Source organism: Nocardia cyriacigeorgica (assembly GCF_010858045.1).
In the GTDB taxonomy this organism is placed as follows: Bacteria; Actinomycetota; Actinomycetes; order Mycobacteriales; family Mycobacteriaceae; genus Nocardia; species Nocardia cyriacigeorgica_E.
Genome location: NZ_JAAGVC010000009.1, coordinates 166,310 through 186,071 on the forward strand (window position 1 = coordinate 166,310; position 19,762 = coordinate 186,071).

Genomic DNA, 19,762 nt, shown 5'->3' on the forward strand with positions numbered 1-19,762 from the left:
ATCGTGCGCTCATCGGCGGCGATGATCGCGCGGCGCTGCGACATCGGTTCGGTCTCGGCCACTGACCATCGGCGGACCTCAGCTGATCGGCACCTGCTGGACCACTCGCAGCCGCCGCTGCGCACCCGGCTCGACCTGCTCAGCGAGCGTGCCCGCCCGCTGGAACACCTCGTCCAGGAACGGCAGCGCGCCGACCACTTCGTCCAAGTAGGACACCTCGGCCTCGAGCTGGCTCAACGCCCCGATCAGCGTCAGCCCGGCCCTGGCGAACGGGGTGAACGGCGCGGGCATGGCCAATTCCCTGACCACATTCGACAGCCGCGGATTCGTCGTGCGCAGTACCTGTCGGCGCAGCCAGCGGGTGGACAGGTGGAAGCTGCTGTGCCGCAGCGGATCCCCGCATTCCCCGAGCGCGGAGACCAGCGCGTCGGCATCGAGGGGATGGCTCGGATCGACGAAGCCGTGTGCCCGCACCGCGGCTTCGAGGTCGGCCGGGCCGCCGGTGAAGAAGGCGTCGCAGAAATCGTAAGCGAGGGCGCGGAATTCGATCGGCCACGGCGAGCAGGCGCCGAAATCGACGATCCCGAGGCGCCCGTCGGGCAGTAACCGGAAATTGCCGGGATGCGGATCGCCGTAGAGCAGATCGTGCTGCCAGCCCGAGAGGATGAACCGCGTCATCAGCATGCCGACGCGATCGCGCTCGGCCTTACTGCCGGAGGCGATGATGCGCGAGACCGGTGTGCCGTCGAGCCATTCGGTGATCAGCACATCGCCGCGCTGTTCCACCACGGCGGGAATGGAGAACTCGGGTGCGCAGGCGAAGGCCGCCGCGAAGGCCTGCTGATTGGCCGCTTCGGCCCCGTAATCGAGTTCGCCGCGCACACACTCACAGATCGCCTCGGTGACGGCCTTGACGTCGGCACCAGGCAGGAACACCGACGCCAGCGTCGAAATCCGCCGCAGCTGCGTCAGATCCGCCTCCACCGCCGCGCGCCCGCCGGGATACATGATCTTGACCGCGACCGGCCTTCCGTCATGCCACACCCCGCGATGCACCTGACCGATGGAGGCGGCAGCGGCGCGGCGATCGTCGAACTCGCGGAACAAGCCCCGCCAGCCACCGCCCAGACTCGCCGCCATCGCCGCGTCGACGGTCGGCGGCAACATGATCGGCGCCGCGTCCTGCAGCCGCGCCAGCGCGATCTGATAGGGATCGGCTATATCTTCCGGCAGCGCGAGTTGATAAATGGACAGCAGCTGGCCGAGTTTGGTGGCGCACCCCTTGAGCTCGCCGAGCACCTCGAAGATGTGCTGGGCGGTCCGCAACTGGATCTCGCGATCCACCTCCGCGGCGGAACGGCCGAGTGCGCGCCTGCCCGCTCCGGCCGCGCGCCGCCCCGCGTACGCCACCGGCAGGGCCGCCAGCCTGGCGTTGCGCGCCGCCCGGCTCATGGGCGGGGTGCCGTCGGGGCGCGCCGGGAACAGGCCGTATCGACCCGTCGCCTGGCCTCCTGCCCGGCCCTTGCCCCATCGAGTGGTCATGATTCACCTCACACTGCGCCGCCCCGTAGTATCCATGTGCAGTCTGGCACATTGCGCCTAGACTGTCTGGGACGTATGACGAAGGTGAGGGTGCAGGATGGGATCCCGGACGGTGGTCGCCGATGCTGCCGATGAGCTGGCACGCCGGGTCGCCGCGGGGGAGTACCGGCCCGGCGATCTGATGCCCTCGGTGCGCCAGGTCGCCGACGAATTCGAGATGAACCGCGCCACCGCGCAGCTCACCCTCGGCAGGCTGGAGTCCTACGGCTTCGTCGATGCCCGGCGCGGCAAGGGTTTCACCATTCGCGACGTTCGCGAACTCGGCGGCATCGACGTGTACCGGCATCTGTTCCGCTACTCGGTGCCCATGCCCGAGGTGGCGATCGAGATGTTCCGCGACATCGTCGAGGTGGAGCGCGGCATCGTCATGGACGCACTGCTCGCCTACACCGCGGGCCGCTGCGATGCCGATCCGGCGGCGCTCAAGGCCGATATCGACAGGCTGGAATCGCTTGCCCGCCTGGAGGTTCCGGACTACCGCGAGATCCTCTCGGTGGAGATCGGCCTGGTGCGCCGGCTGCTCACCGCGCTCGGCTCCAGCATGCAGCGCGCGATCTTGAACTCCATCGGCGAGATGGTGCTCGAGGTCCCGGAGGCGATCGAAGCCTATTTCGCCGGTGCCGCCGATCTGCACGTGCTGGTGTGGCGGGCCATGATGGCGGTGTGGGAGTCCGATTCCGGGCCGTCCGAAGCGCAGCTGGCGCTCTTCGAAGACCTCTTCGGGATGTATCACGAGAAGGTGCTCGCCCGATTCGCGGAGTTGCTGGACGCGGCCGAGGAACCCGATTCCGCGCACGCCGCGACGGCCTGACGGCCCCGGTTCTCCCGACCCGTCCGACGGGCGGGGTTGTGCCGGGCCGCCCCACCGGATCGGTTCTCCGGAGTGCCGTGATCGGCACTTTCTACCTGCCCCCGATAGCGGGGCGAAACTCATTGCGGCCGACGAGAAAGGCCGCCGGGACCCGAGGTTCGGCGGCCTTCCTACAACTGGTGACTACTTCACAGCGCCCCGTTGAGCTTGTTCAGCCGCTCGCAGGACTCCACGTACTCCTCGACCAGGCGCGCCATCACATCGGCGGAACGCTCGATCTTGTTCATCATGCCGACCACCTGGCCGACCGGGTTGAAGTTGACGTCCTTGGCGGCCTCCGGATACCGGTGCCCGCGCTTGACGCCGTCGAGGGCGACCATCATCTGCAGCGGCATCGGCAGCGGATCGGGGGTGTCGGACTGCTCCCACGCCTCGGTCCAGTCATTGCGCAGCATCCGCGCGGGCTTACCGGTCCACGCCCGCGAACGCACGGTGTCGTGGCTGGTGGCCTCGATCAAGGTCTGCATCTGCGCGGGCGGCACATTGGCCTCCTCGACGGTGAGCCAGATCGAACCGGTCCACGCGCCGGCCGCGCCCATCGCCATCGCCGCGGCGACCTGACGGCCGTCGGCGATACCGCCCGCCGCCAGCACCGGCATATCGCCGACCGCGTCGATCACCTGCGGCCACAGCACCAGCGAGGACACTTCGCCACAGTGCCCGCCACCCTCGGTGCCCTGGCAGACCGCGAAATCCAGACCGGCGGCCTTGTGGTTGAGCGCATGCTTGACCGAACCGCACAGCGCGCCGATCAACCGGCCGGACTCCTGGATCTTGCTCACCACATCCGGCGGCGGGGTGCCGAGCGCATTGGCCACCAGCTTGGCCTTCGGATGCCGCAGGATCACCTCGATCTGCGGTGCGGCGGTGGTGGCGGTCCAGCCGAGCAACTGCGGGTGCACCTCATCGGCGGGCAGTTCCGGCACGCCGTGGTCGGCGAGCAGCTTGGCCGCGAATTCGCGGTGGCCATCGGGAACGTGCTTGGCGAGTTCGGCTTCGAGCTCCTCGGGCGAGAGCCCGTCGATGCCCTTGCCCTCGTACTTCGACGGGATCACCAGGTCGACGCCGTAGGGCTTGTCGCCGACGTGCTCGTCGAGCCAGCTGAGCTCGACCTCGAGCTGTTCAGCGGTGAAGCCCACCGCGCCGAGCACCCCGAGACCGCCGGCATTGCTGACCGCGGCCGCCACATCGCGGCAATGGGTGAAGGCGAAGATGGGGAACTCGATCCCCAGGCGGTCGCAGATTTCGGTACGCATGGCGGTTCTGGTCTCCCTATGCCCTGGAACGGGTTGCATAATATTCGGCTCGCCGGACGCTGCCCGGTAAACCTTCTGCCCGGCACGTCGCGCTCGAAACCGCCGTGTACCGCATTAATCGCCAGTGAGCGGACGCGGCGTCATCGATCGGCGTCGGTGCCATGAATCGAATGTAACACGTTCTAGTTTTGTGAGGGAGGGGAAATTTCAGACCGCCGCGGTCGGGTCCTTGGTCACCAGCACATAGGCCTGATCGAACCGCTCATCCGGTTGCGGTTCGCGCACCATCCGCGTCACCGGCGCGAAACCGGCCGCCACCAGAAGCTCGAGCAGATGCTCCGGTGACCAGCGGTAGGCCTCGGTGACCTTGTGGTCGAACGCGGTGATCGGTTCGGGCGGGTCGGTCGCCTGGAAAGCCAGCAGCGCATAGCCCCCATCGGCCAGCGCCCGGTGGAAGCCGGCGAGCACCTCGGGCACCCGCCGCGGCGGCAGATGGATGATCGAGTACCAGGCGAGCAGGCCGGCCAGCGAGCCGTCCGGAATCCCGAGCCGCTCCATGGTGCCGACCTCGAAGCGCAGACCGGGATAGGCCTGTTCGGCCAGCGCGATCATCTCCGGCGAGAGGTCCATGCCGAACACCTCGAGACCGAGCTCGCTCAGATGCGCGGTCAACCGGCCCGGCCCGCAGCCGATATCGGCCACTGGGCCGGATCCGTTGTCGCGCACCAGTTCCGCGAAGATGCCGAGCATGGCCCGCTCGAAGGGGTTGCGCTCCAGGTGGCCTGCGACGAGGTCGGCGTAGAGCCCGGCCACGCCGTCGTAGGCGGTGCGCGTCGTTGCGATGTCGGCGGGTTCGTTCATCGCACCATTGTCGACCCTCAGCCCACGGGCAGCAGTTCGCCGGAGTCGCGCCGCGGAGCCGGTGGGACGGCGGATCTTTCGACACGCGGGGCCGCTCGCACGAAGACGAAGAACAGCACGAGCAGCAGCCCGGCCCTGCCCCACACCCCGAATTGCACGATGGCCTCGGTCAGTTCGACCGAATTGCCGGTGCCGAGGGCGTAGAAGTACCGGAATACGCCGACGCCGATGGCTGCATCCGCCACCAGATAGGCGACGACCAACGTCCACGGCACACGCAGCAGCACCAGGAAAGGAATGATCCACAGCGTGTACTGCGGGGAATGCACCTTGTGGAACAGCAGGAATCCACACAGCATCGCCCCGCTCACGCCCACCCACGGGAACACACCCGTGGTGCTGAACCGCCGCCACCCCAGCCACATCGCCAGCACGAACGACAGCAGGATCAGCGCGGGCGAGGCGCCGGAGACCACCTGCTGGAAATTCTGCTCGTCCACTGCCTCCGGCCCGAACAGTGGCCGCAGGCCCCAATACCAGATCGAATTGGTCGTGATATCGGCCTGGCGCAATTGCTGGAAAGTGAACGAGGCCCGCCAGCCCTCGTACCCGGCCAGTGCGAACGGCAGATTGACCAAGACCACGGTGGCCAGCGCCGCCGCACCGGTCAGCAGCGCGCCACGCACGTCGAAACGCCGATCGCGCAGGCCGGCGCCCGCGGCATCGGCCCCGCCGGTGAGCACATACGCCAGCAACGGCAGGACGAAGATCCCCGGATACAACTTGAGGCAGAAGCCGATCCCGAGCAGAACGGCCGCAAGCACCGCCCTGGTCCGCAGTGAACAGCGCGGCAGCATCGTCATGACGTAGATCGCCGCGACCGCCGCGCACACCACCGGCAGTTCCCAATTGTGGAAGGCGTAGAGCACCAGCGGGGGCCCCGCCGCCCACAACAGCGCGGGCCAGCCGGCCATCCGGCCCAGCAACCAGGCGGTGAGCAGCGCGAAGGGCGCCAGCAGCAACGCCGAATGCAGCAGGAACATCGCGTCGTTGTCGGCGCGCAGCGCGCCGACCCACATCAGCAGCCCGCTGAGCACCGGATATTCGACCGCCCCGCCGACCAGCGCGCCGTCACCGGTGATGCCGCCATGGATATAAGGAAAGACGTGTTGATCGATATCGCGGCCCAGCCACAGGAACTGGATATCGGAATAACAGACGCGCGAATCCTTGAACAGATCGAATGCCACCGAACGCCCGTCCTGGCGGAACGGCGCCCCAGCGCAGCGCGCCTTGTTCCAGAACGCGGCCAGCAACGTCAGCCCGCACAGCAGCACCGCGACGGTCGCCGCCCCCACCCGTGGCAGGCGACCGGCGACCAGCTCGCCTGCTGCGGGTCCGTTCGGCATACCGATCAGCGTAGTGGCGGGGGGATCGATTTCGCCGGTCAATACCTGGTCAGGTAACCTTGCCGGGTTGCTGACGCGACGACCCTCCTGCCACGGACCGTCCGTGGCCGTTTCCTAGTCCACAGGAGGTGATTGGTCCGTGCGTCATTATGAAGTAATGGTCATCCTCGACCCGAGCCTGGACGAGCGCACCGTTGGTCCGAACCTGGAGAACATGCTCAGCGTGGTTCGCACCGATGGCGGCAAGATCGACAAGGTCGACATCTGGGGCCGCCGCCGGCTCGCCTACGAGATCCGCAAGCAGGCCGAGGGCATCTACGCCGTCATCGACCTGACCGCCGAGCCCGCCACCGTGAGCGAGCTCGACCGCCAGCTGGGTCTCAACGAGTCGGTGCTGCGCACCAAGGTCCTGCGCCACGACAAGTAGTTCTTTCGGTCCTCGTTTGACCCGTGTTTGGTCGGTGCCTGTCTCTAGGCTCTAGCACGACAAGCGAGTGCACCCGGGAACTGCACACCGAGCAGGAGGAACCTCATGGCAGCAGGCGACACGGTCATCACCGTCATCGGAAATCTGACGGCCGACCCCGAGCTTCGATTCACGCCCGCGGGCGCCGCGGTGGCGAACTTCACCGTCGCCTCCACGCCCCGCGTGTTCGACCGTAATACCAATGAATGGAAAGACGGCGAAGCGCTGTTTCTGCGCTGCAACATCTGGCGCGAGGCCGCGGAGAATGTCGCCGAGAGCCTGACCAGGGGTTCTCGTGTGATCGTGAGCGGACGGCTCAAGCAGCGCTCCTACGAAACCCGCGAGGGTGAGAAGCGCACGGTAGTCGAGCTCGAGGTCGACGAGGTCGGTCCCTCGCTGCGTTACGCCACCGCGAAGGTCAACAAGACCAGCCGCGGCGGCGGGGGTGGCGGCGGATTCGGTTCCGGCGGCTCCGGTGGTTCCGGCGGCGGTGGTGGCAACTACCAGCAGGCCAACAGTGGTGGGCGTTCCGGTGGCCAGGGTGCCGCCGACGACCCGTGGGGCAGCGCGCCCGCGGCAGGCTCCTTCGGGGGCGGCCGCATGGATGACGAACCGCCGTTCTGACAACGGCTCATATCGGCCCGCGACGGTGGGCCACCAAGATTACGGAGTAGAAGACCATGCCTAAAGCGCCCGCGCGCGAAAAGGTGCTCAAGAAGAAGGCTTGCACTTTCTGCAAGGAGAGCAAGACCGGACTCGTCAACATCGACTACAAGGACACGGCGCTGCTGCGCAAGTACGTCAGCGATCGCGGCAAGATCCGTGCCCGCCGGGTCACCGGCAACTGCGTGCAGCACCAGCGCGACATCGCGGTTGCCGTCAAGAACTCGCGTGAGGTGGCGCTGCTGCCTTACGTGTCGACGGCTCGCTGAGCAAGGGAGGCACGCAAATGAAGCTCATTCTGACCGCTGATGTGGACAACCTCGGTGCCCCCGGCGACACGGTCGAGGTCAAGGACGGCTACGGGCGCAACTACCTGCTCCCGCGCGGCCTTGCCATCGTCGCCAGCCGTGGCGCCCAGAAGCAGGTCGAGGGCATTCGCCGGGCGCAGGATGCCCGTCGCGTGCGCGACCTGGACCACGCCAACGAGCTGAAGCAGGCCATCGAGGGCCTGGAGTCGGTCTCGCTGAGCGTGAAGACCGCGGGCACCGGCAAGCTGTTCGGTTCGGTCACCCAGGCCGACGTCGCCGCCGCGGTGAAGTCGGCCGGCGGACCGGTGCTGGACAAGCGCAGCATCGACCTGCCGAAGTCGCACATCAAGTCGACCGGTAAGCACAAGATCTCGGTGCACCTGCACCCGGATGTGGTTGCCACGTTCGACCTGGACGTCGTCGCAGCCGAGAGCTGAGTTCACGGCCGAGCGCCGGAATACATCGAGTCGAAGGCCACGCCCGTGTTCCGCACGGGGGTGGCCTTCGGCTGTGCACTGTTTGTTCAGCGGGCTATACCCGTGTGGGTAACCGGGAATTAGCTCTGTCTTCTGCCGGTTGCCGGGCGACCGTGGCGTGGGTTCGTGCTGTGCACAGCACGGCAAGTTATCCCCAGATGTGCATGTTGTGGATCATTGGAGAAACCAACCGCTCGTAATGTGATTCACCTCATAGCTTGTCCATCGTCTGTTAACTCAACACGCCCGGCTGTTCAACTCCACCGACACGCCGAGACTTTATTTATCCACACATGCACACCTGTGGAAATACGTACCTATCTGCGTGTTTGTGGTCGATGACCAGGGTTTTCCCCAAGTAGTGCACAGGAGGTGCACACCGTTGGGTAAACAGTCCACAGGTTATCCACAGATGTGTGCACAGCCGGGTTTGGTATGTGCATGCGCGGTCGCCTAGGTTCGTCGCATCGCCGTGCGCGAGCCTCTGAGCGGTCACGATCCGGTGGATGCCGGAGCGGTAACTGAACTCGCGACCGGGGGTGGGCAACGGTGCTGGTCATGCCTGTCCGACACGCCGAATCTGTCGTACCCCGGGGGTAGAACCAGTCGTCAATAGGGTGAGCCCTATCGGGTAGAGAGGACGGTCGAGTCAGGTGGCAGTCGTCGATGACCGTGGGCATACCGATTACCCGCCGGAACCGCCCGGCGAGGATTTCGGGCGCCAGCCACCGCACGATATGGCGGCCGAGCAGTCCGTTCTCGGCGGCATGCTGCTCAGCAAGGACGCCATCGCCGACGTGGTCGAGGCCCTGCGCCCCGGCGATTTCTACCGTCCCGCCCATCAGGCGATCTACGACACCATCCTCGACCTGTACGGCCGCGGCGAACCCGCCGACCCCGTCACTGTCGCCGCCGGCCTGGATCGCCGGGGCGAACTCAAACGCATCGGCGGCGCCCCCTATCTGGTCACCCTCACCCAGACCGTCCCCACCGCCGCCAACGCCGGCTACTACGCCGAGATCGTCGCTGAGAAGGCCATTCTGCGCCGCCTCGTCGAAGCGGGCACCCGCATCGTCCAGTACGGCTACGCGGGTGCCGACGGCCAGGACATCGCCGAGGTCGTCGACCGCGCCCAGGCCGAGGTCTACGAGGTCACCGAACGCCGCACCACCGAAGACTTCCTCCCGCTCGAGGAACTGCTCCAGCCCACGATGGACGAAATCGACTCCATCGCCAGCCGCGGCGGCATCTCCCTCGGCGTCCCCACCGGCTTCACCGAACTCGACGAGATCACCAACGGACTGCACCCCGGCCAGATGATCATCGTCGCCGCCAGGCCCGGCGTGGGCAAATCCACCCTTGGTATGGATTTCATGCGGAGTTGTTCGATCAAGCACGGTTTGGCGAGCGTTATCTTCTCGCTGGAGATGAGCCGGACCGAGATCGTGATGCGTCTGCTGTCGGCGGAGGCGAAGATCAAGCTCGGGGATATGCGGTCCGGGCGGATGAGTGATGACGACTGGACGAAGCTGGCGCGGCGGATGAGTGAGATCAGTGAGGCGCCGCTGTTCGTCGACGATTCACCGAACCTGACGATGATGGAGATCCGGGCCAAGGCGCGCCGGCTCAAACAGCGCCACGATCTGAAGCTCGTCGTGGTCGACTACCTGCAGCTGATGACCTCCGGCAAGAAGGTCGAATCCCGTCAGCAGGAAGTCTCGGATTTCTCCCGAAACCTGAAACTGCTCGCCAAGGAACTCGAAGTCCCGGTGGTCGCCATCAGCCAGCTGAACCGTGGCCCCGAACAGCGAACCGACAAGCGCCCCATGGTCTCCGACCTGCGCGAATCGGGCTCTCTGGAACAGGATGCCGATATGGTCATCCTGCTGCACCGGCCCGACGCCTTCGAACGCGACGACCCGCGCGGTGGCGAGGCCGACCTGATCCTCGGTAAGCACCGAAACGGGCCGACGGCCACGATCACGGTCGCGCACCAGCTGCATTTGAGCCGATTCGTGGATATGGCGCGGGGCTGAGTTCGGCTAGGGCAGCTCTGCGGCTCGTTCGGCGAAGGCGGCGAGGGATTCCCTGAGATCGACCATGGCGTCGTCGGTGCCCGCGGAATCGCCGAGGAACAAGCGGACGAGCTGGGGCATGGCGATCGGCCAGGCGCCGAGACCGACGAGGGTGAGCAGGGCGCGGCCGATCTCCTGTTCCGGCAGGCCGGTCCGCTCGACGAGGGCGGCTTTCACCTGGGCGTACCAGTCACGACGGTGCACATTGCTGTCGACGAGGGTGTCGCCGTAGTACAGGGCCTCGAACATCAGCAGGCGCAGCAGCGACGGGTCGGCGCGGTGGTAGTCGAATACGCGCCGGACCAGTTCGGCGGCGGAGCTCTCGCCGGGTTTGACGGTATCGGCAAGTCCGAGCATGGCATTGGCGAGGACGGCGCTGAACAGGGCCTCCTTATTGCCGAAGTGGCCGTAGATGCGTTCCTTGTTGCAGCCGGCGTTCGCCGCGATCCGGTCCACCCGTGCCCCGGCGATGCCGTGCTCGGCGAACTCGGCCCTGGCCGCCTCGAGCAGTAGCTGTTTGGTTCTAGCGGAATCTCGTCGCATGTGCGTTCGGTGAGGGCGCCCGTGACGGCGTCCTCCCGGCCCTTCCTGATCCGTCGCCCCGGCTGTTCACGGTAGCCCAACCTAGCATCCAACTGGTTGGTTGGACACTTGCGAGCTGCCGTGTCAGAATCCAACCACCTAGTTGGTAGCCAGGCTCGCGCCGACGACGTCGCGGTGCTGAGCACCGGCCAGGCGATCCGAGCGCGCCACGGCCGGCTGTGCCGCACTTGCTCTCTGACGCCCTTTCCGATCCAACGACAAGGAGAAACATCATGTCCGGCAACACCAGCTCCACCATCGAGGTCGTCGACGAGTTCTTCCGCAATTTCGGCTCCGGCGATATGAGCGCACTGCTCGACCAGTTCGCCGACAAGGTCGATTTCCGGGTGAACGGCGCCGCGCATGTGCCGTGGGCGGGTGAGCGTTCCACCCGGGCCGAAATCGAGGAATTCTTCGGCATCTTTCCGAAGGTGCTGACGGCCCCGGAATCGTTCGAGATCACCGGCAAATTCGCGCAGGGCGAGGACGCGGTTGTCTTCGCCACCTGCGTCTTCGGTGTCAAGGCCACCGGCAAGACGTTCACCAATGCCTACGCACTGCATTTCACCGTCACCGACGGCAAGATCAGCCGCTACCACATGTACGAGGACAGCTATGCGATCGCCGAGGCTTTCATCGTCTGAAGCAGCGGGCCAGAGCCATTTTCCGGGATCGGCCGGATGCGGTCGCAACATCGATCACAGGACACGACTGACATCCGACCAGTAACACTCTTCCCACCTCCCACGACCTCATACGTGACACATGGCCCGTCGGGGGGCCTGTCCTTCCACTTGTCGGTTACAGGAATCTGGGGTTCGGACATGGCTCTTCGTGAGTTCTTCGCGCGACATCGGTTGGCCTCGGCCGTTGCCGCGCCCGCGGTACTCGGGGTGGCGGCGGCGGTGGCCGCGACGTTCGCGTTCACCGCCGCACCGGAAGAGGCGGATACGCAGCTGGTGGCCTCGGTCACCGAATGCCGCGACATGGTGACCATCTCGGTGGCCGGTCGCAATGACACTCCCCGTGAGGGGACGACGGCGATGCTGGTGGACGCCAACGGCAATCCGCTGCCCGCCGCGCTGTCGGGTGATCACAGCAGTGAATGGCTGGACCCGGTGGTCAACGCGCCGCGCGACGACGTCGCCGAGGGCTCCTACGCTGCCGTGTACATCGCCTACCCGGCGAATATGGCCAGCTACGAAGACGCCGTGAATGCCGGTGTCGCCAATGCCAAGCAGGTGATGTCGGAGATCGCGGCGGCTTGCCCGGACACCAAGTTCTCCATCGTCGGTTACAGCGAGGGCGCCGATGTGGTGCGTCGCGTCGCGATGGAGGTCGGGCATCAGGAACCCGGCCAGGACGGCGAGTACGGGATCGTCGACCCGGAGAACGTGCTCGGCGTGGTGATCCTCGCCGATCCCGGCCGCTCGACCGGTGACGGCCCGTTCCCCGGTGCGGAGGATCCGTTCGCCAACCCGGACGGCTTCGACCAGAAATATCAGAACGGGCAGAAGCCGGTGCCCGGTTCGGGTGCCCTGCCCGGGACCAGTGGTGATTTCGGGGCGTTGAACGGCAAGATCGCCTCGTTCTGCTCCGACGGCGATCTCACCTGCTCGGCTCCGGAGAACATCTCGCTGCTGAATCTGGCGGTGAATGTGGGCAGGCAGTTGAATGTCGACGCACTCGAACGTGAGGGGCTGACCCCGGCGACCGGCCAGGACGTCGCGGTGGTGCTCGGCCGGATCGCGATGACCGCGTTCGCCGATATCGCCTCCCAGCCGAACTGGATGGCCAGCGACGAAACCTTCCTCGAGGTGCTGCTGCGGGTCTCGGACCCGGAGTACAAGCCGGGTGCGCCTGCCCCGCAGGATCCGGCGCAGGCCGACGCCATCGCGGTGGATCAGATGTCGCCGCTGGCGTACCTGCCGCAGAAGATCCTCAACGAGATCGTCGGGCTGATCGTGACCAACCAGAACACCATCCCGGTGATCCTGAGCGATCCGTACAAGCAGACCCTCGGCCCCAACCACACCGGTCATCACTTCGACTACTGGGATGACGCCGATCCCGGCAACGGTAAGCCGATGACCTCGGCCGAGTACGCGGCGGCCTGGATCACCCACTTGGCCAAGCAGGCCCAGGCGGGCCAGAAGGTGGACACCAACTCCAAGCCCACCGAAGCCGATCTGGCCGCGGCCTACGAGGCGGCGGAGTCGACCACCTCGGCGGCCCCGACGACCGAACCGGCCAAGGGTACGACCACCGCACCAGCGACCACCACCACGGCGAAGCCGAAGGCCGAGGCCGATCCGTCGACCACGGCCCCGACGACGCCGAGCGAAGCGGTGACAACCACCCCGGAGGTCACCACCACCGCTCCCGCGCCGACCACCACCCAGGCGCCGGCGGCGACGACGGAACCGACCACCACGGCCCCGTCGACCACCACCACCACGAAGGCGGAGGCCCCGACCACCGACGCCCGAGCGGAGGCGACCAACTGAGCGGAGCGGGTGGCCGCTGATTGCGCGCCGAAAGTCGATGCGGCGGACTCCAGTCGAGTCCGCCGCATCGGCTGTTCGTGGGTGCCGGTCCGTTCATCCCGCCGATCAGGCGATGACGCGGACCAGCGGCTGGGTCGGCGGGCCGGTTCGCGCCTGCCGGCCCGGGCTCGCGAGCGGATAGTGGGCGCGGGAACCCCCGTCGTCGAAAGCCGAGCACCGCCGGCGGCCGCACCGAAGCCGCAGCTCAACGGTCCGGAGGTCGAAATGGACCGCGGCGAGCCTATTCGAAAACGGCGCCATAGATTGAAACACGTTCTACAGTGTGCCCATGCGGACAGCGGGGATCGGGCAGTCGGAATCACTCGGCCGCGGACGGGGTTTGCGGGCCAGGATCACCGCACTCGCCGTCAGCGTCCTCACGACCTGCGCGGCTCTGATCGCCGTCGCAGCACCGACGGCGGCGATACCGAACACCGCTGACGCCTTCTACCTGCCGCCGGCCGGCTACGAATCGGCGGCGCCGGGCACGATCTTGCGGACCAGGCCGATCACCCCGGTCTCGCTCCAGCTGATTCCCATGCGGGTGCGGGCCTGGCAGCTGCTCTATCGGACCACCGACTCCCATGGCGATCCGTATGCCGCGGTGACCACGGTGTTGATGGGCGATCACGGCAGGGCGCCGAGCGCGATCCTGTCCTACGACAGCATGATCGACGCCATCGCACCCAACTGCATGCCCTCGCAGGTCTTGCAGACCGGCGCGCCGTGGTTCGATTTCGCCGGTGCGGGCGGTCCGATCACGTTGTCCACCACGGCAAGTGAAGTGCCGATGATCGCGGCGGGGTTGAACCAGGGTTGGGCCGTATCGGTCCCGGACCTGGGTGGGGTGGACAACCATTTCCTGACACCGAAGGAACCGGGTTATGTGGCGATCGACGGTGTGCGGGCGGCGCAGAACTTCGCCGAGCTCGGGCTCGCGGCGGCCGCGCCCGCGATGTTCTGGGGATATTCCGGCGGCGGTATCGCCACCGCCTGGGCCGCGCAGGTGCAACCGGACTACGCCCCGGAACTGAACGTGGCGGGCATGGCCATCGGTGCGCCGGTGGTGGATCTGATGGCGGGCCTCAGGAACGGCAACGGCACCCCGGTCGCCGGTCTGCCGCCGGTGGGGATCGCCGCGCTGCAACAGGATTCGCCGGAGTTCGCCGCGATGATGGATCGGATGCTCACCGCCGAGGGTAAGCGACTGCTGGCCGGAGCGGCCGCGAGCTGCACACCGCAGAACCTGGTGAGCTTCCCGTTCCGGGATTTCGGCACGCTGCTGACGGTACCGCTGGAGCAGGTGCTGAACGCGCCGCTGACGCAACAGCTGATCGCCGAGCGCACCCTCGGCGCGACGGCTCCTGCCGCACCGGTCTACCTGTACAACGCGGTGGACGATGAGCTGAGCACGATCGCGTCCTCCGATCAGCTGGTCGACAAGTATTGTGCGGCAGGCACCGCGGTGACCTATCGGCGCGATGTCGTCCCATCGGCGGTGTCACCGCATGCCTTCGAGTGGGGGCTCGGCGCCCCGGCCGCCTTCGCGTGGCTGAAGGATCGGGCAGCCGGCCGGCCGCTCGCCGGTTGCGATGTCCAGACCGGCACGACGCCGACCACACCGGCCGCCATGAACGCCTTCGGTGCCGACTTCGTCGGCGGGATGCTCGCCGCCATCCTCGGGCACCGCTGACGCTTGCAACCGGCGCCTCACCGCGGCCGCAACCGCCGATACGCCGTGGCCACTCGCGACGAATCGTCGAAGGGTCCGCGCCAGATCCGCTGATCCAGGATCTCCAGAAATGTCGGTACCCCCTGATCGCTCAAGACGATTCCGGAGTCGTCGATGTGTATGCCTTCGGGGAGCTCGGGATAGCGGTCGAGCTCGGCCTGCAACGACGACAGCGTGATCTTCGGCAGGTAGTCGACGCCGCTGAGCCGTTTCAGCAGCTTGGCGTAGCTGGGCCGTTTGGCACAGACGGCGATGATGGTGTCTTTGACCGGCGCGGCCAGCTCCAGGCCGAGCGCCTCGCTGATGTGGTCGACGAAATCCGGGGTGGCCTTGGTGAGCAGTTCGAGGTCGGTGAACAGCCGCAGGAAGGTGTCGGGTTTGAGGATGGCGATCTCGTCGCCGGCGATGACGAGATCGAATTCCTCGGCGAAGGCGAAGACCGGGTCGCCGACGCGATTCAGGCGTTCACCGAAGGTGGCGAGAATGCGGTGCGCCGAGGCCACCCGCAGTCCGTGCTGCAACCGCACGAAGGCGGTGCGCTGCCGATCCGGCCCGGCGGATTCGCAGATCAGCACGTAGAACAGGAAGGTGCCGTCGCGCATCTGCCGGGGCAGCACGGTATCCAGCGTCGCCGAACGGGCGATGAGCTGTAGCAATCCGGCGATCTGGGCGTCGGGCTCGCCCGCGGTGTCCTCGGGACGGGCTCGGTCGAGCCCGTCGAGGGCGAAGGAGAAGAACTCCTCACCGTCGACGAGCGCGGCGATGGTGTCGTATTCGATCGGCGCCATCGCCGCGAGCTGGTCCAGTGTGGCCGCGGCGATCGCGCGCAGCTCCGCACCGAGGGCAGCGGCGAACTCGATCCGCAACGCCTGCAAGCGCTTACGCCCGTCTCGCCAGCCGAGTAGCAGGTCGATCGGTTCGCCGCCGATATCGATGCCTGCCCAGTCCCGGCCGCTGCGCATGCTCATCGCCGCTCCGTCAGCACTCGGATTCCCGCGTGCTGGGCCACCGTGACGGTATCGCCGGGGCGCGGTACCGATCGCACGACGACGTAGGCCACATCCCCGGACTCGGTCTGCACCTTCACGATTCGGTGCAGCAGCAGATAGATCATCGGGTTGACCTGGATGAGGTCGGTGCGCACGTAGACGATCAGCAACACCAGCAGGAACAGGCCGTAGGCGAGGACGTCGAGCCCGCGCGGCGTTTCGACGGTGAGGAACGGCAGCACGTAGGAGACCAGATACCCGCCGGATTCGCTGCCGCTCTCGTGCACCCGCGCCACCGTGAGCGACGAGCGCGCCGACGAGCCGAGCAGAGACAGCACCCAGATCGTGCAGGCCGCGCCGAACCCCATGAGCGCGAGCGCGCCGAACGCCAGCCAGGGGGTGGCGGCGAAACGGGCCGCGAGGATCGCGAACAGCGGCGTATAGCTGGAGAAGAACAGCGGTGTACGCGCCGCGATCTGCATCAGATCGTCGGCTGCGCGCCGAGGTGACGGGCCCGGCGCAGGGTGGACCGCTGCTGCCATAGCGCCACTGTATTACCGGGCACCGACAAGATCGTCGCTGCTGAGGAGCCCAGCCGCGCGGGCTGTGCTTCGATCAGGACATGAGCTCAGAGATGGAAACAGTGGTCAGTGCCGAACGTGAGGTCGCGGCGCCGGCGGCGGTGGTGTTCGAGTTGATCGCCGATCCGGCGCAGCAGCCGCGCTGGGACGGCAACGACAACCTGTCCGGGGCACCCGCAGGCCAGCGGGTGCGCGCGGTGGGAGATGTCTTCACGATGGTGATCACCAAGGGCTCCACCCGGCACAACCATGTGGTCGAGTTCGAGGAGGGCAGGTTGATCGCCTGGCAGCCTTCCGAGCCCGATCGTGAACCGCCCGGCCATCTGTGGCGCTGGGAAGTCGAGCCGCTGGACGAGCGGCGTTCGCTGGTGCGCCACACCTACGACTGGACGCGCCTGACCGACGAGATGCGGCTGCCACGTGCCCGCGCCACCACCGCCGACAAGCTGGCCGCTTCCATCGACCGGCTGGCCGAGCTCGCGGAGCAGCAGAGCTAGCCGGTACGAGGCGCTATCCGGGTTTCGCTCGGCCCGCCGCCGGTGCATACGCCAGACTGAGCGCATGCTGCACGTGCGAGTAATGGCGCCTGCCGACAAGACCGACGCCGTGATCGAGATCCTCGAGAGCGACGACGCGGTCAGCGGGCTGGCGGTGATGCGCGGGGCCGCGCTGCGCCCGGCCGGTGACCTGGTGATCGCGCACATCGCCAGGGAAGCGGCCAATGACCTGGTGGAACGGCTGCGCGCGACCGGCGTGCACAAATGCGGGAGTATCGAGCTCGAGCCGGTGCGAACCTGGTTGTCGCTGGCCGGTTTCGAGGCCGAGGTGCGCACCCCCGGCAGTAGCGCGGACGCGGTGGTCTGGGCCGATGTGGCTCAGCGTTCCTACGAGGAGACCGAACTCAACTGGACCTACCTGAGTTTCATGACGCTGGCGACCACGCTGGCGGCCATCGCCATCGTGGTCGACTCGCAGATCCTGGTGATCGGCGCGATGGTGCTCGGTCCTGAGTTCGGTGCGATCGCGGCGCTCGGGGTGGCGCTGGTGCGACGGCGATTCGTGCTGTTCGGGCTGGCGGTGCGCACCCTGATCCTGGGGTTCCTCACCGCCATCGTGTTGACGTTCCTGCTGGTACTCATCGCACGCGGGCTCGGCTGGATCACCGCGGAGGATGTGGGGACAGGGCCGGAGACCGCCTTCATCTACACCCCGGACAAGTGGTCGTTCATCGTGGCCGTGATCGCCGCCGCGGCGGGCGTGCTGTCGCTGACGTCGGCGAAATCGGGCGGCCTCGTCGGCGTGTTCATCTCGGTGACGACCGTGCCCGCGGCCGGCAATATCGCGCTGGCGGCGGTGTTCGCGCACTGGGACGAGGTATGGGGCAGCACACTGCAATTGGCGCTGAACCTGTCCGGGATGGCGTTGGCCGGTTGGGCCACATTGGCCGTGCAGGATGCCGTGTGGTCGCGAGTCGCCGTGCGCAGGCCGAAGGCGCGGCTGTACCCGCGGCGCATGCTCTGAGCGCTGCGGCGCATGCTCTGAGCGCCGTTCAGGCGCGCGCGGAATCCATGTCCATGCCCCACCGGTAGGCCCGCACCAGCTCGTCCAGCGCACCTGTCAGGTACCTGGCCTCGCGGTAGACGGTGATGCCCGCGCCCTGGTTCTGCAACAGCGCGATGGCGCAGGACCGGGTGTCGGCGACCGGCTCGTCCAGCGCCAGTTCGACGTTCGCGCCGATGGTCGGCGCGAGGGTGAGCGTGCCCTTGGCGGCGGCCCAGTTCGGTGCCTGCGCGCACAGCGCGAAGATCAAGACCTGCCGAAACGCTTCGGGCCGGGCCAGATCCATATTGAAGCCCGCGCTGCCGGGACGGGCGCCGTCGCGGTCGAGCAGGATGTGCGGCTCGAATTCCAGTGCGCCTGCATCGGTGGCGGTGCGCAGCACACCGGTGCGGCCGTCGGCCAGTTCGTAGAGGCAGCCGAGCTCGAGTTCGATCGGAGTGGATCTGCGGAACAGGCTCTTGGCGCGCGCGGCCCAGGTCAGCTCGACCCGCATGATGCCTTGCAGCTCGCCCGGCCTGGTGAGATTGATGCTCGGCGTGGCCTTGGACAGGGTGACTTTCCCGCCGCCGGCCCGCTGATCGTCGATCGCCATCGCCGCGATCCCCCCTCAGGAGATGAGAACGGCAGCGGCCAAGCCAGGCCGCTGCCGTTCGAGTCTTCGGTTGCGTCCGCCGGTCAGCCTACCGGGGTGGGCTCCTTTTCGGCGGCCGCTTCCGGCTCACCCTCGCGCCGGTTGCGCATGATGCTGCTGATGAACGCCGCGCCGATGAACGCGATACCGATGAAGCCGGTGACGAGTTCGTTGACGTGCACGCCGATCGAGATCAGCAGGATCGCGGCCAGCGCACCGATCGCCCAGTGCGCACCGTGCTCAAGGTAGACGAACTCCGACAGGGTGCCCTTGCGCACCAGGTACACCGTGATCGACCGGACGAACATGGCGCCGATCAGGCCGAGGCCGAGCGCGATGATGATCGGGTCGGCGGTGATGGCGAACGCGCCGATGACGCCGTCGAAGGAGAACGAGGCATCGAGCACCTCGAGGTACAGGAACAGGAAGAAACCGGCCTTACCCGTGGCCTTGGCGGCCTCCGACGGGCCCGCGTGCTCCTCGGCGTGGAACATCGAGCCGAGGCCGTCGACCGCGATGTAGGTGATCATGCCGAGCAGGCCGGCCAGCAGCACCGTTGAACGGACCTCTTCCTCGGCGAGGAACTCCGCGCACAGGATGAGGCCGATACCCGCGACGACCACCGACAGCATGTCCAGCTTGCCCGCCCTGGCCAGCGGCCGCTCCAGCCACGACAGCCAGGTGATCTCCCGCTCGGCGAAGATGAAGTTCAAGAACAGCAGCGCAAGGAACATGCCGCCGAACGCCGCGATCTGCGGATGGGCGTCGGTGAGCAACGTCTCGTAGCTGGGATCGCCATTGGGGAAGTAGGCGGCGTCACCCGGGGGCGGGTTGAGCGCCAGGTCGAAGGCCTCGACCGGGTTCAGCCCTGCGGTGACCCACACGATCGCCAGCGGGAACACCAGGCGCATGCCGAAGACGGCGATCAGGATGCCGATGGTCAGGAACATGCGCTGCCAGAACTCGCTCATCCGCTGCAGGATGGTCGCGTTGATGACGGCGTTGTCGAACGACAGGGACACCTCGAGGACACCGAGGATCGCGCAGAGCACCAGGGCGGTGGGGCCACCGTAGAGCAGTGCCACTACCAGTGATGCGACGGTGACCAGGAAGGATAGGCCGAATATGCGCAGGACCACGCGGGGACCTTTCGT

20 protein-coding genes are annotated in these 19,762 nt (G+C 67.0%); 11 read left to right on the top strand and 9 right to left on the bottom strand.

Translation table 11 applies throughout. The features are described from left to right. Positions 1 to 78: 78 nt before the first annotated feature. Positions 79 to 1,542 (bottom strand): ABC1 kinase family protein, encoded by a 1,464-nt coding sequence (locus GV790_RS11930; protein ID WP_256673223.1) that lies wholly within the window; start codon positions 1,540 to 1,542, stop codon positions 79 to 81. A 97-nt stretch (positions 1,543 to 1,639) separates the two neighbouring features. Between GV790_RS11930 and GV790_RS11935 the strand changes: the two genes are divergently transcribed. Next, positions 1,640 to 2,413 (top strand): GntR family transcriptional regulator, encoded by a 774-nt coding sequence (locus GV790_RS11935; protein WP_163813419.1) that lies wholly within the window; start codon positions 1,640 to 1,642, stop codon positions 2,411 to 2,413. Positions 2,414 to 2,601: 188 nt separating this feature from the next. Here the strand turns inward: GV790_RS11935 and GV790_RS11940 are convergent, their stop codons facing one another. The 3 genes from GV790_RS11940 to GV790_RS11950 all read right to left on the bottom strand — a co-directional run bounded on the left by GV790_RS11940 (position 2,602) and on the right by GV790_RS11950 (position 5,999). Beyond that, positions 2,602 to 3,729, bottom strand: a complete 1,128-nt coding sequence (locus GV790_RS11940) for an NAD(P)H-dependent flavin oxidoreductase (protein WP_163813420.1) — start codon at positions 3,727 to 3,729, stop codon at positions 2,602 to 2,604. 207 nt (positions 3,730 to 3,936) lie between these two features. After that, positions 3,937 to 4,590 carry a class I SAM-dependent DNA methyltransferase gene (locus GV790_RS11945; RefSeq protein ID WP_163813421.1) on the bottom strand — a complete coding sequence of 218 codons (654 nt, stop codon included), beginning with the start codon at positions 4,588 to 4,590 and terminating at the stop codon, positions 3,937 to 3,939. A 17-nt stretch (positions 4,591 to 4,607) separates the two neighbouring features. After that, a complete protein-coding gene (locus GV790_RS11950; RefSeq protein WP_163813422.1) occupies positions 4,608 to 5,999 on the bottom strand; it encodes a glycosyltransferase family 87 protein in 1,392 nt (463 codons plus the stop codon). A 139-nt stretch (positions 6,000 to 6,138) separates the two neighbouring features. On the opposite strand from GV790_RS11950, the gene rpsF reads away from it, so the two are divergent. The 5 genes from rpsF to dnaB all read left to right on the top strand — a co-directional run bounded on the left by rpsF (position 6,139) and on the right by dnaB (position 9,948). Further along, positions 6,139 to 6,426 carry a 30S ribosomal protein S6 gene (gene rpsF, locus GV790_RS11955; protein ID WP_163813423.1) on the top strand — a complete coding sequence of 96 codons (288 nt, stop codon included), beginning with the start codon at positions 6,139 to 6,141 and terminating at the stop codon, positions 6,424 to 6,426. A 105-nt stretch (positions 6,427 to 6,531) separates the two neighbouring features. Beyond that, on the top strand, positions 6,532 to 7,089 hold the full coding sequence (locus GV790_RS11960; protein WP_163813424.1) for a single-stranded DNA-binding protein: 558 nt from the start codon (positions 6,532 to 6,534) through the stop codon (positions 7,087 to 7,089). Between the two features lie 56 nt (positions 7,090 to 7,145). Beyond that, positions 7,146 to 7,397: a 30S ribosomal protein S18 gene (gene rpsR / locus GV790_RS11965; RefSeq protein WP_036541619.1), complete on the top strand. Its 252-nt coding sequence runs from the start codon at positions 7,146 to 7,148 to the stop codon at positions 7,395 to 7,397. 17 nt (positions 7,398 to 7,414) lie between these two features. Beyond that, entirely contained in the window at positions 7,415 to 7,873 is a 459-nt protein-coding gene (gene rplI / locus GV790_RS11970) for a 50S ribosomal protein L9 (RefSeq protein ID WP_104360331.1), read from the top strand. 692 nt (positions 7,874 to 8,565) lie between these two features. After that, positions 8,566 to 9,948: a replicative DNA helicase gene (gene dnaB, locus GV790_RS11975; RefSeq protein WP_163813425.1), complete on the top strand. Its 1,383-nt coding sequence runs from the start codon at positions 8,566 to 8,568 to the stop codon at positions 9,946 to 9,948. 6 nt (positions 9,949 to 9,954) lie between these two features. Here the strand turns inward: dnaB and GV790_RS11980 are convergent, their stop codons facing one another. Continuing rightward, the gene (locus tag GV790_RS11980) at positions 9,955 to 10,530 is read right to left on the bottom strand and encodes a TetR/AcrR family transcriptional regulator (RefSeq protein ID WP_163813426.1); all 576 of its coding nucleotides are present in this window, start codon (positions 10,528 to 10,530) and stop codon (positions 9,955 to 9,957) included. A 272-nt stretch (positions 10,531 to 10,802) separates the two neighbouring features. Here GV790_RS11980 and GV790_RS11985 point away from each other — a divergent pair, with 272 nt between their 5' ends. From GV790_RS11985 to GV790_RS11995, 3 genes are all read left to right on the top strand, one after another. Then, entirely contained in the window at positions 10,803 to 11,213 is a 411-nt protein-coding gene (locus GV790_RS11985; protein ID WP_163813427.1) for a nuclear transport factor 2 family protein, read from the top strand. Positions 11,214 to 11,393: 180 nt separating this feature from the next. Then, positions 11,394 to 13,076, top strand: coding sequence for a cutinase family protein (locus GV790_RS11990; RefSeq protein ID WP_163813428.1), 1,683 nt, complete (start codon positions 11,394 to 11,396; stop codon positions 13,074 to 13,076). A gap of 328 nt (positions 13,077 to 13,404) precedes the next feature. Further along, on the top strand, positions 13,405 to 14,808 hold the full coding sequence (locus GV790_RS11995; protein WP_175585865.1) for a lipase family protein: 1,404 nt from the start codon (positions 13,405 to 13,407) through the stop codon (positions 14,806 to 14,808). Positions 14,809 to 14,825: 17 nt separating this feature from the next. On the opposite strand, the gene GV790_RS12000 is transcribed toward GV790_RS11995, so the two are convergent. Further along, positions 14,826 to 15,815: a hypothetical protein gene (locus tag GV790_RS12000; RefSeq protein ID WP_163813429.1), complete on the bottom strand. Its 990-nt coding sequence runs from the start codon at positions 15,813 to 15,815 to the stop codon at positions 14,826 to 14,828. Then, positions 15,812 to 16,378, bottom strand: a complete 567-nt coding sequence (locus GV790_RS12005) for a hypothetical protein (protein WP_163813430.1) — start codon at positions 16,376 to 16,378, stop codon at positions 15,812 to 15,814. Before GV790_RS12005 ends, GV790_RS12000 begins: the two co-directional genes overlap by 4 nt. An 80-nt stretch (positions 16,379 to 16,458) precedes the next feature. Between GV790_RS12005 and GV790_RS12010 the strand changes: the two genes are divergently transcribed. Together GV790_RS12010 and GV790_RS12015 are read left to right on the top strand one after the other, a co-directional pair. After that, positions 16,459 to 16,914, top strand: coding sequence for an SRPBCC family protein (locus tag GV790_RS12010; protein ID WP_163813431.1), 456 nt, complete (start codon positions 16,459 to 16,461; stop codon positions 16,912 to 16,914). 64 nt (positions 16,915 to 16,978) lie between these two features. Next, the gene (locus GV790_RS12015) at positions 16,979 to 17,938 is read left to right on the top strand and encodes a DUF389 domain-containing protein (protein WP_175585866.1); all 960 of its coding nucleotides are present in this window, start codon (positions 16,979 to 16,981) and stop codon (positions 17,936 to 17,938) included. A 28-nt stretch (positions 17,939 to 17,966) separates the two neighbouring features. On the opposite strand, the gene GV790_RS12020 is transcribed toward GV790_RS12015, so the two are convergent. Then, positions 17,967 to 18,569 (bottom strand): Tellurium resistance, encoded by a 603-nt coding sequence (locus GV790_RS12020; RefSeq protein ID WP_163813432.1) that lies wholly within the window; start codon positions 18,567 to 18,569, stop codon positions 17,967 to 17,969. A gap of 83 nt (positions 18,570 to 18,652) precedes the next feature. Beyond that, complete coding sequence (locus GV790_RS12025) at positions 18,653 to 19,747, bottom strand: DUF475 domain-containing protein (RefSeq protein WP_163813433.1); 1,095 nt, start codon at positions 19,745 to 19,747, stop codon at positions 18,653 to 18,655. Positions 19,748 to 19,762: the final 15 nt, after the last annotated feature.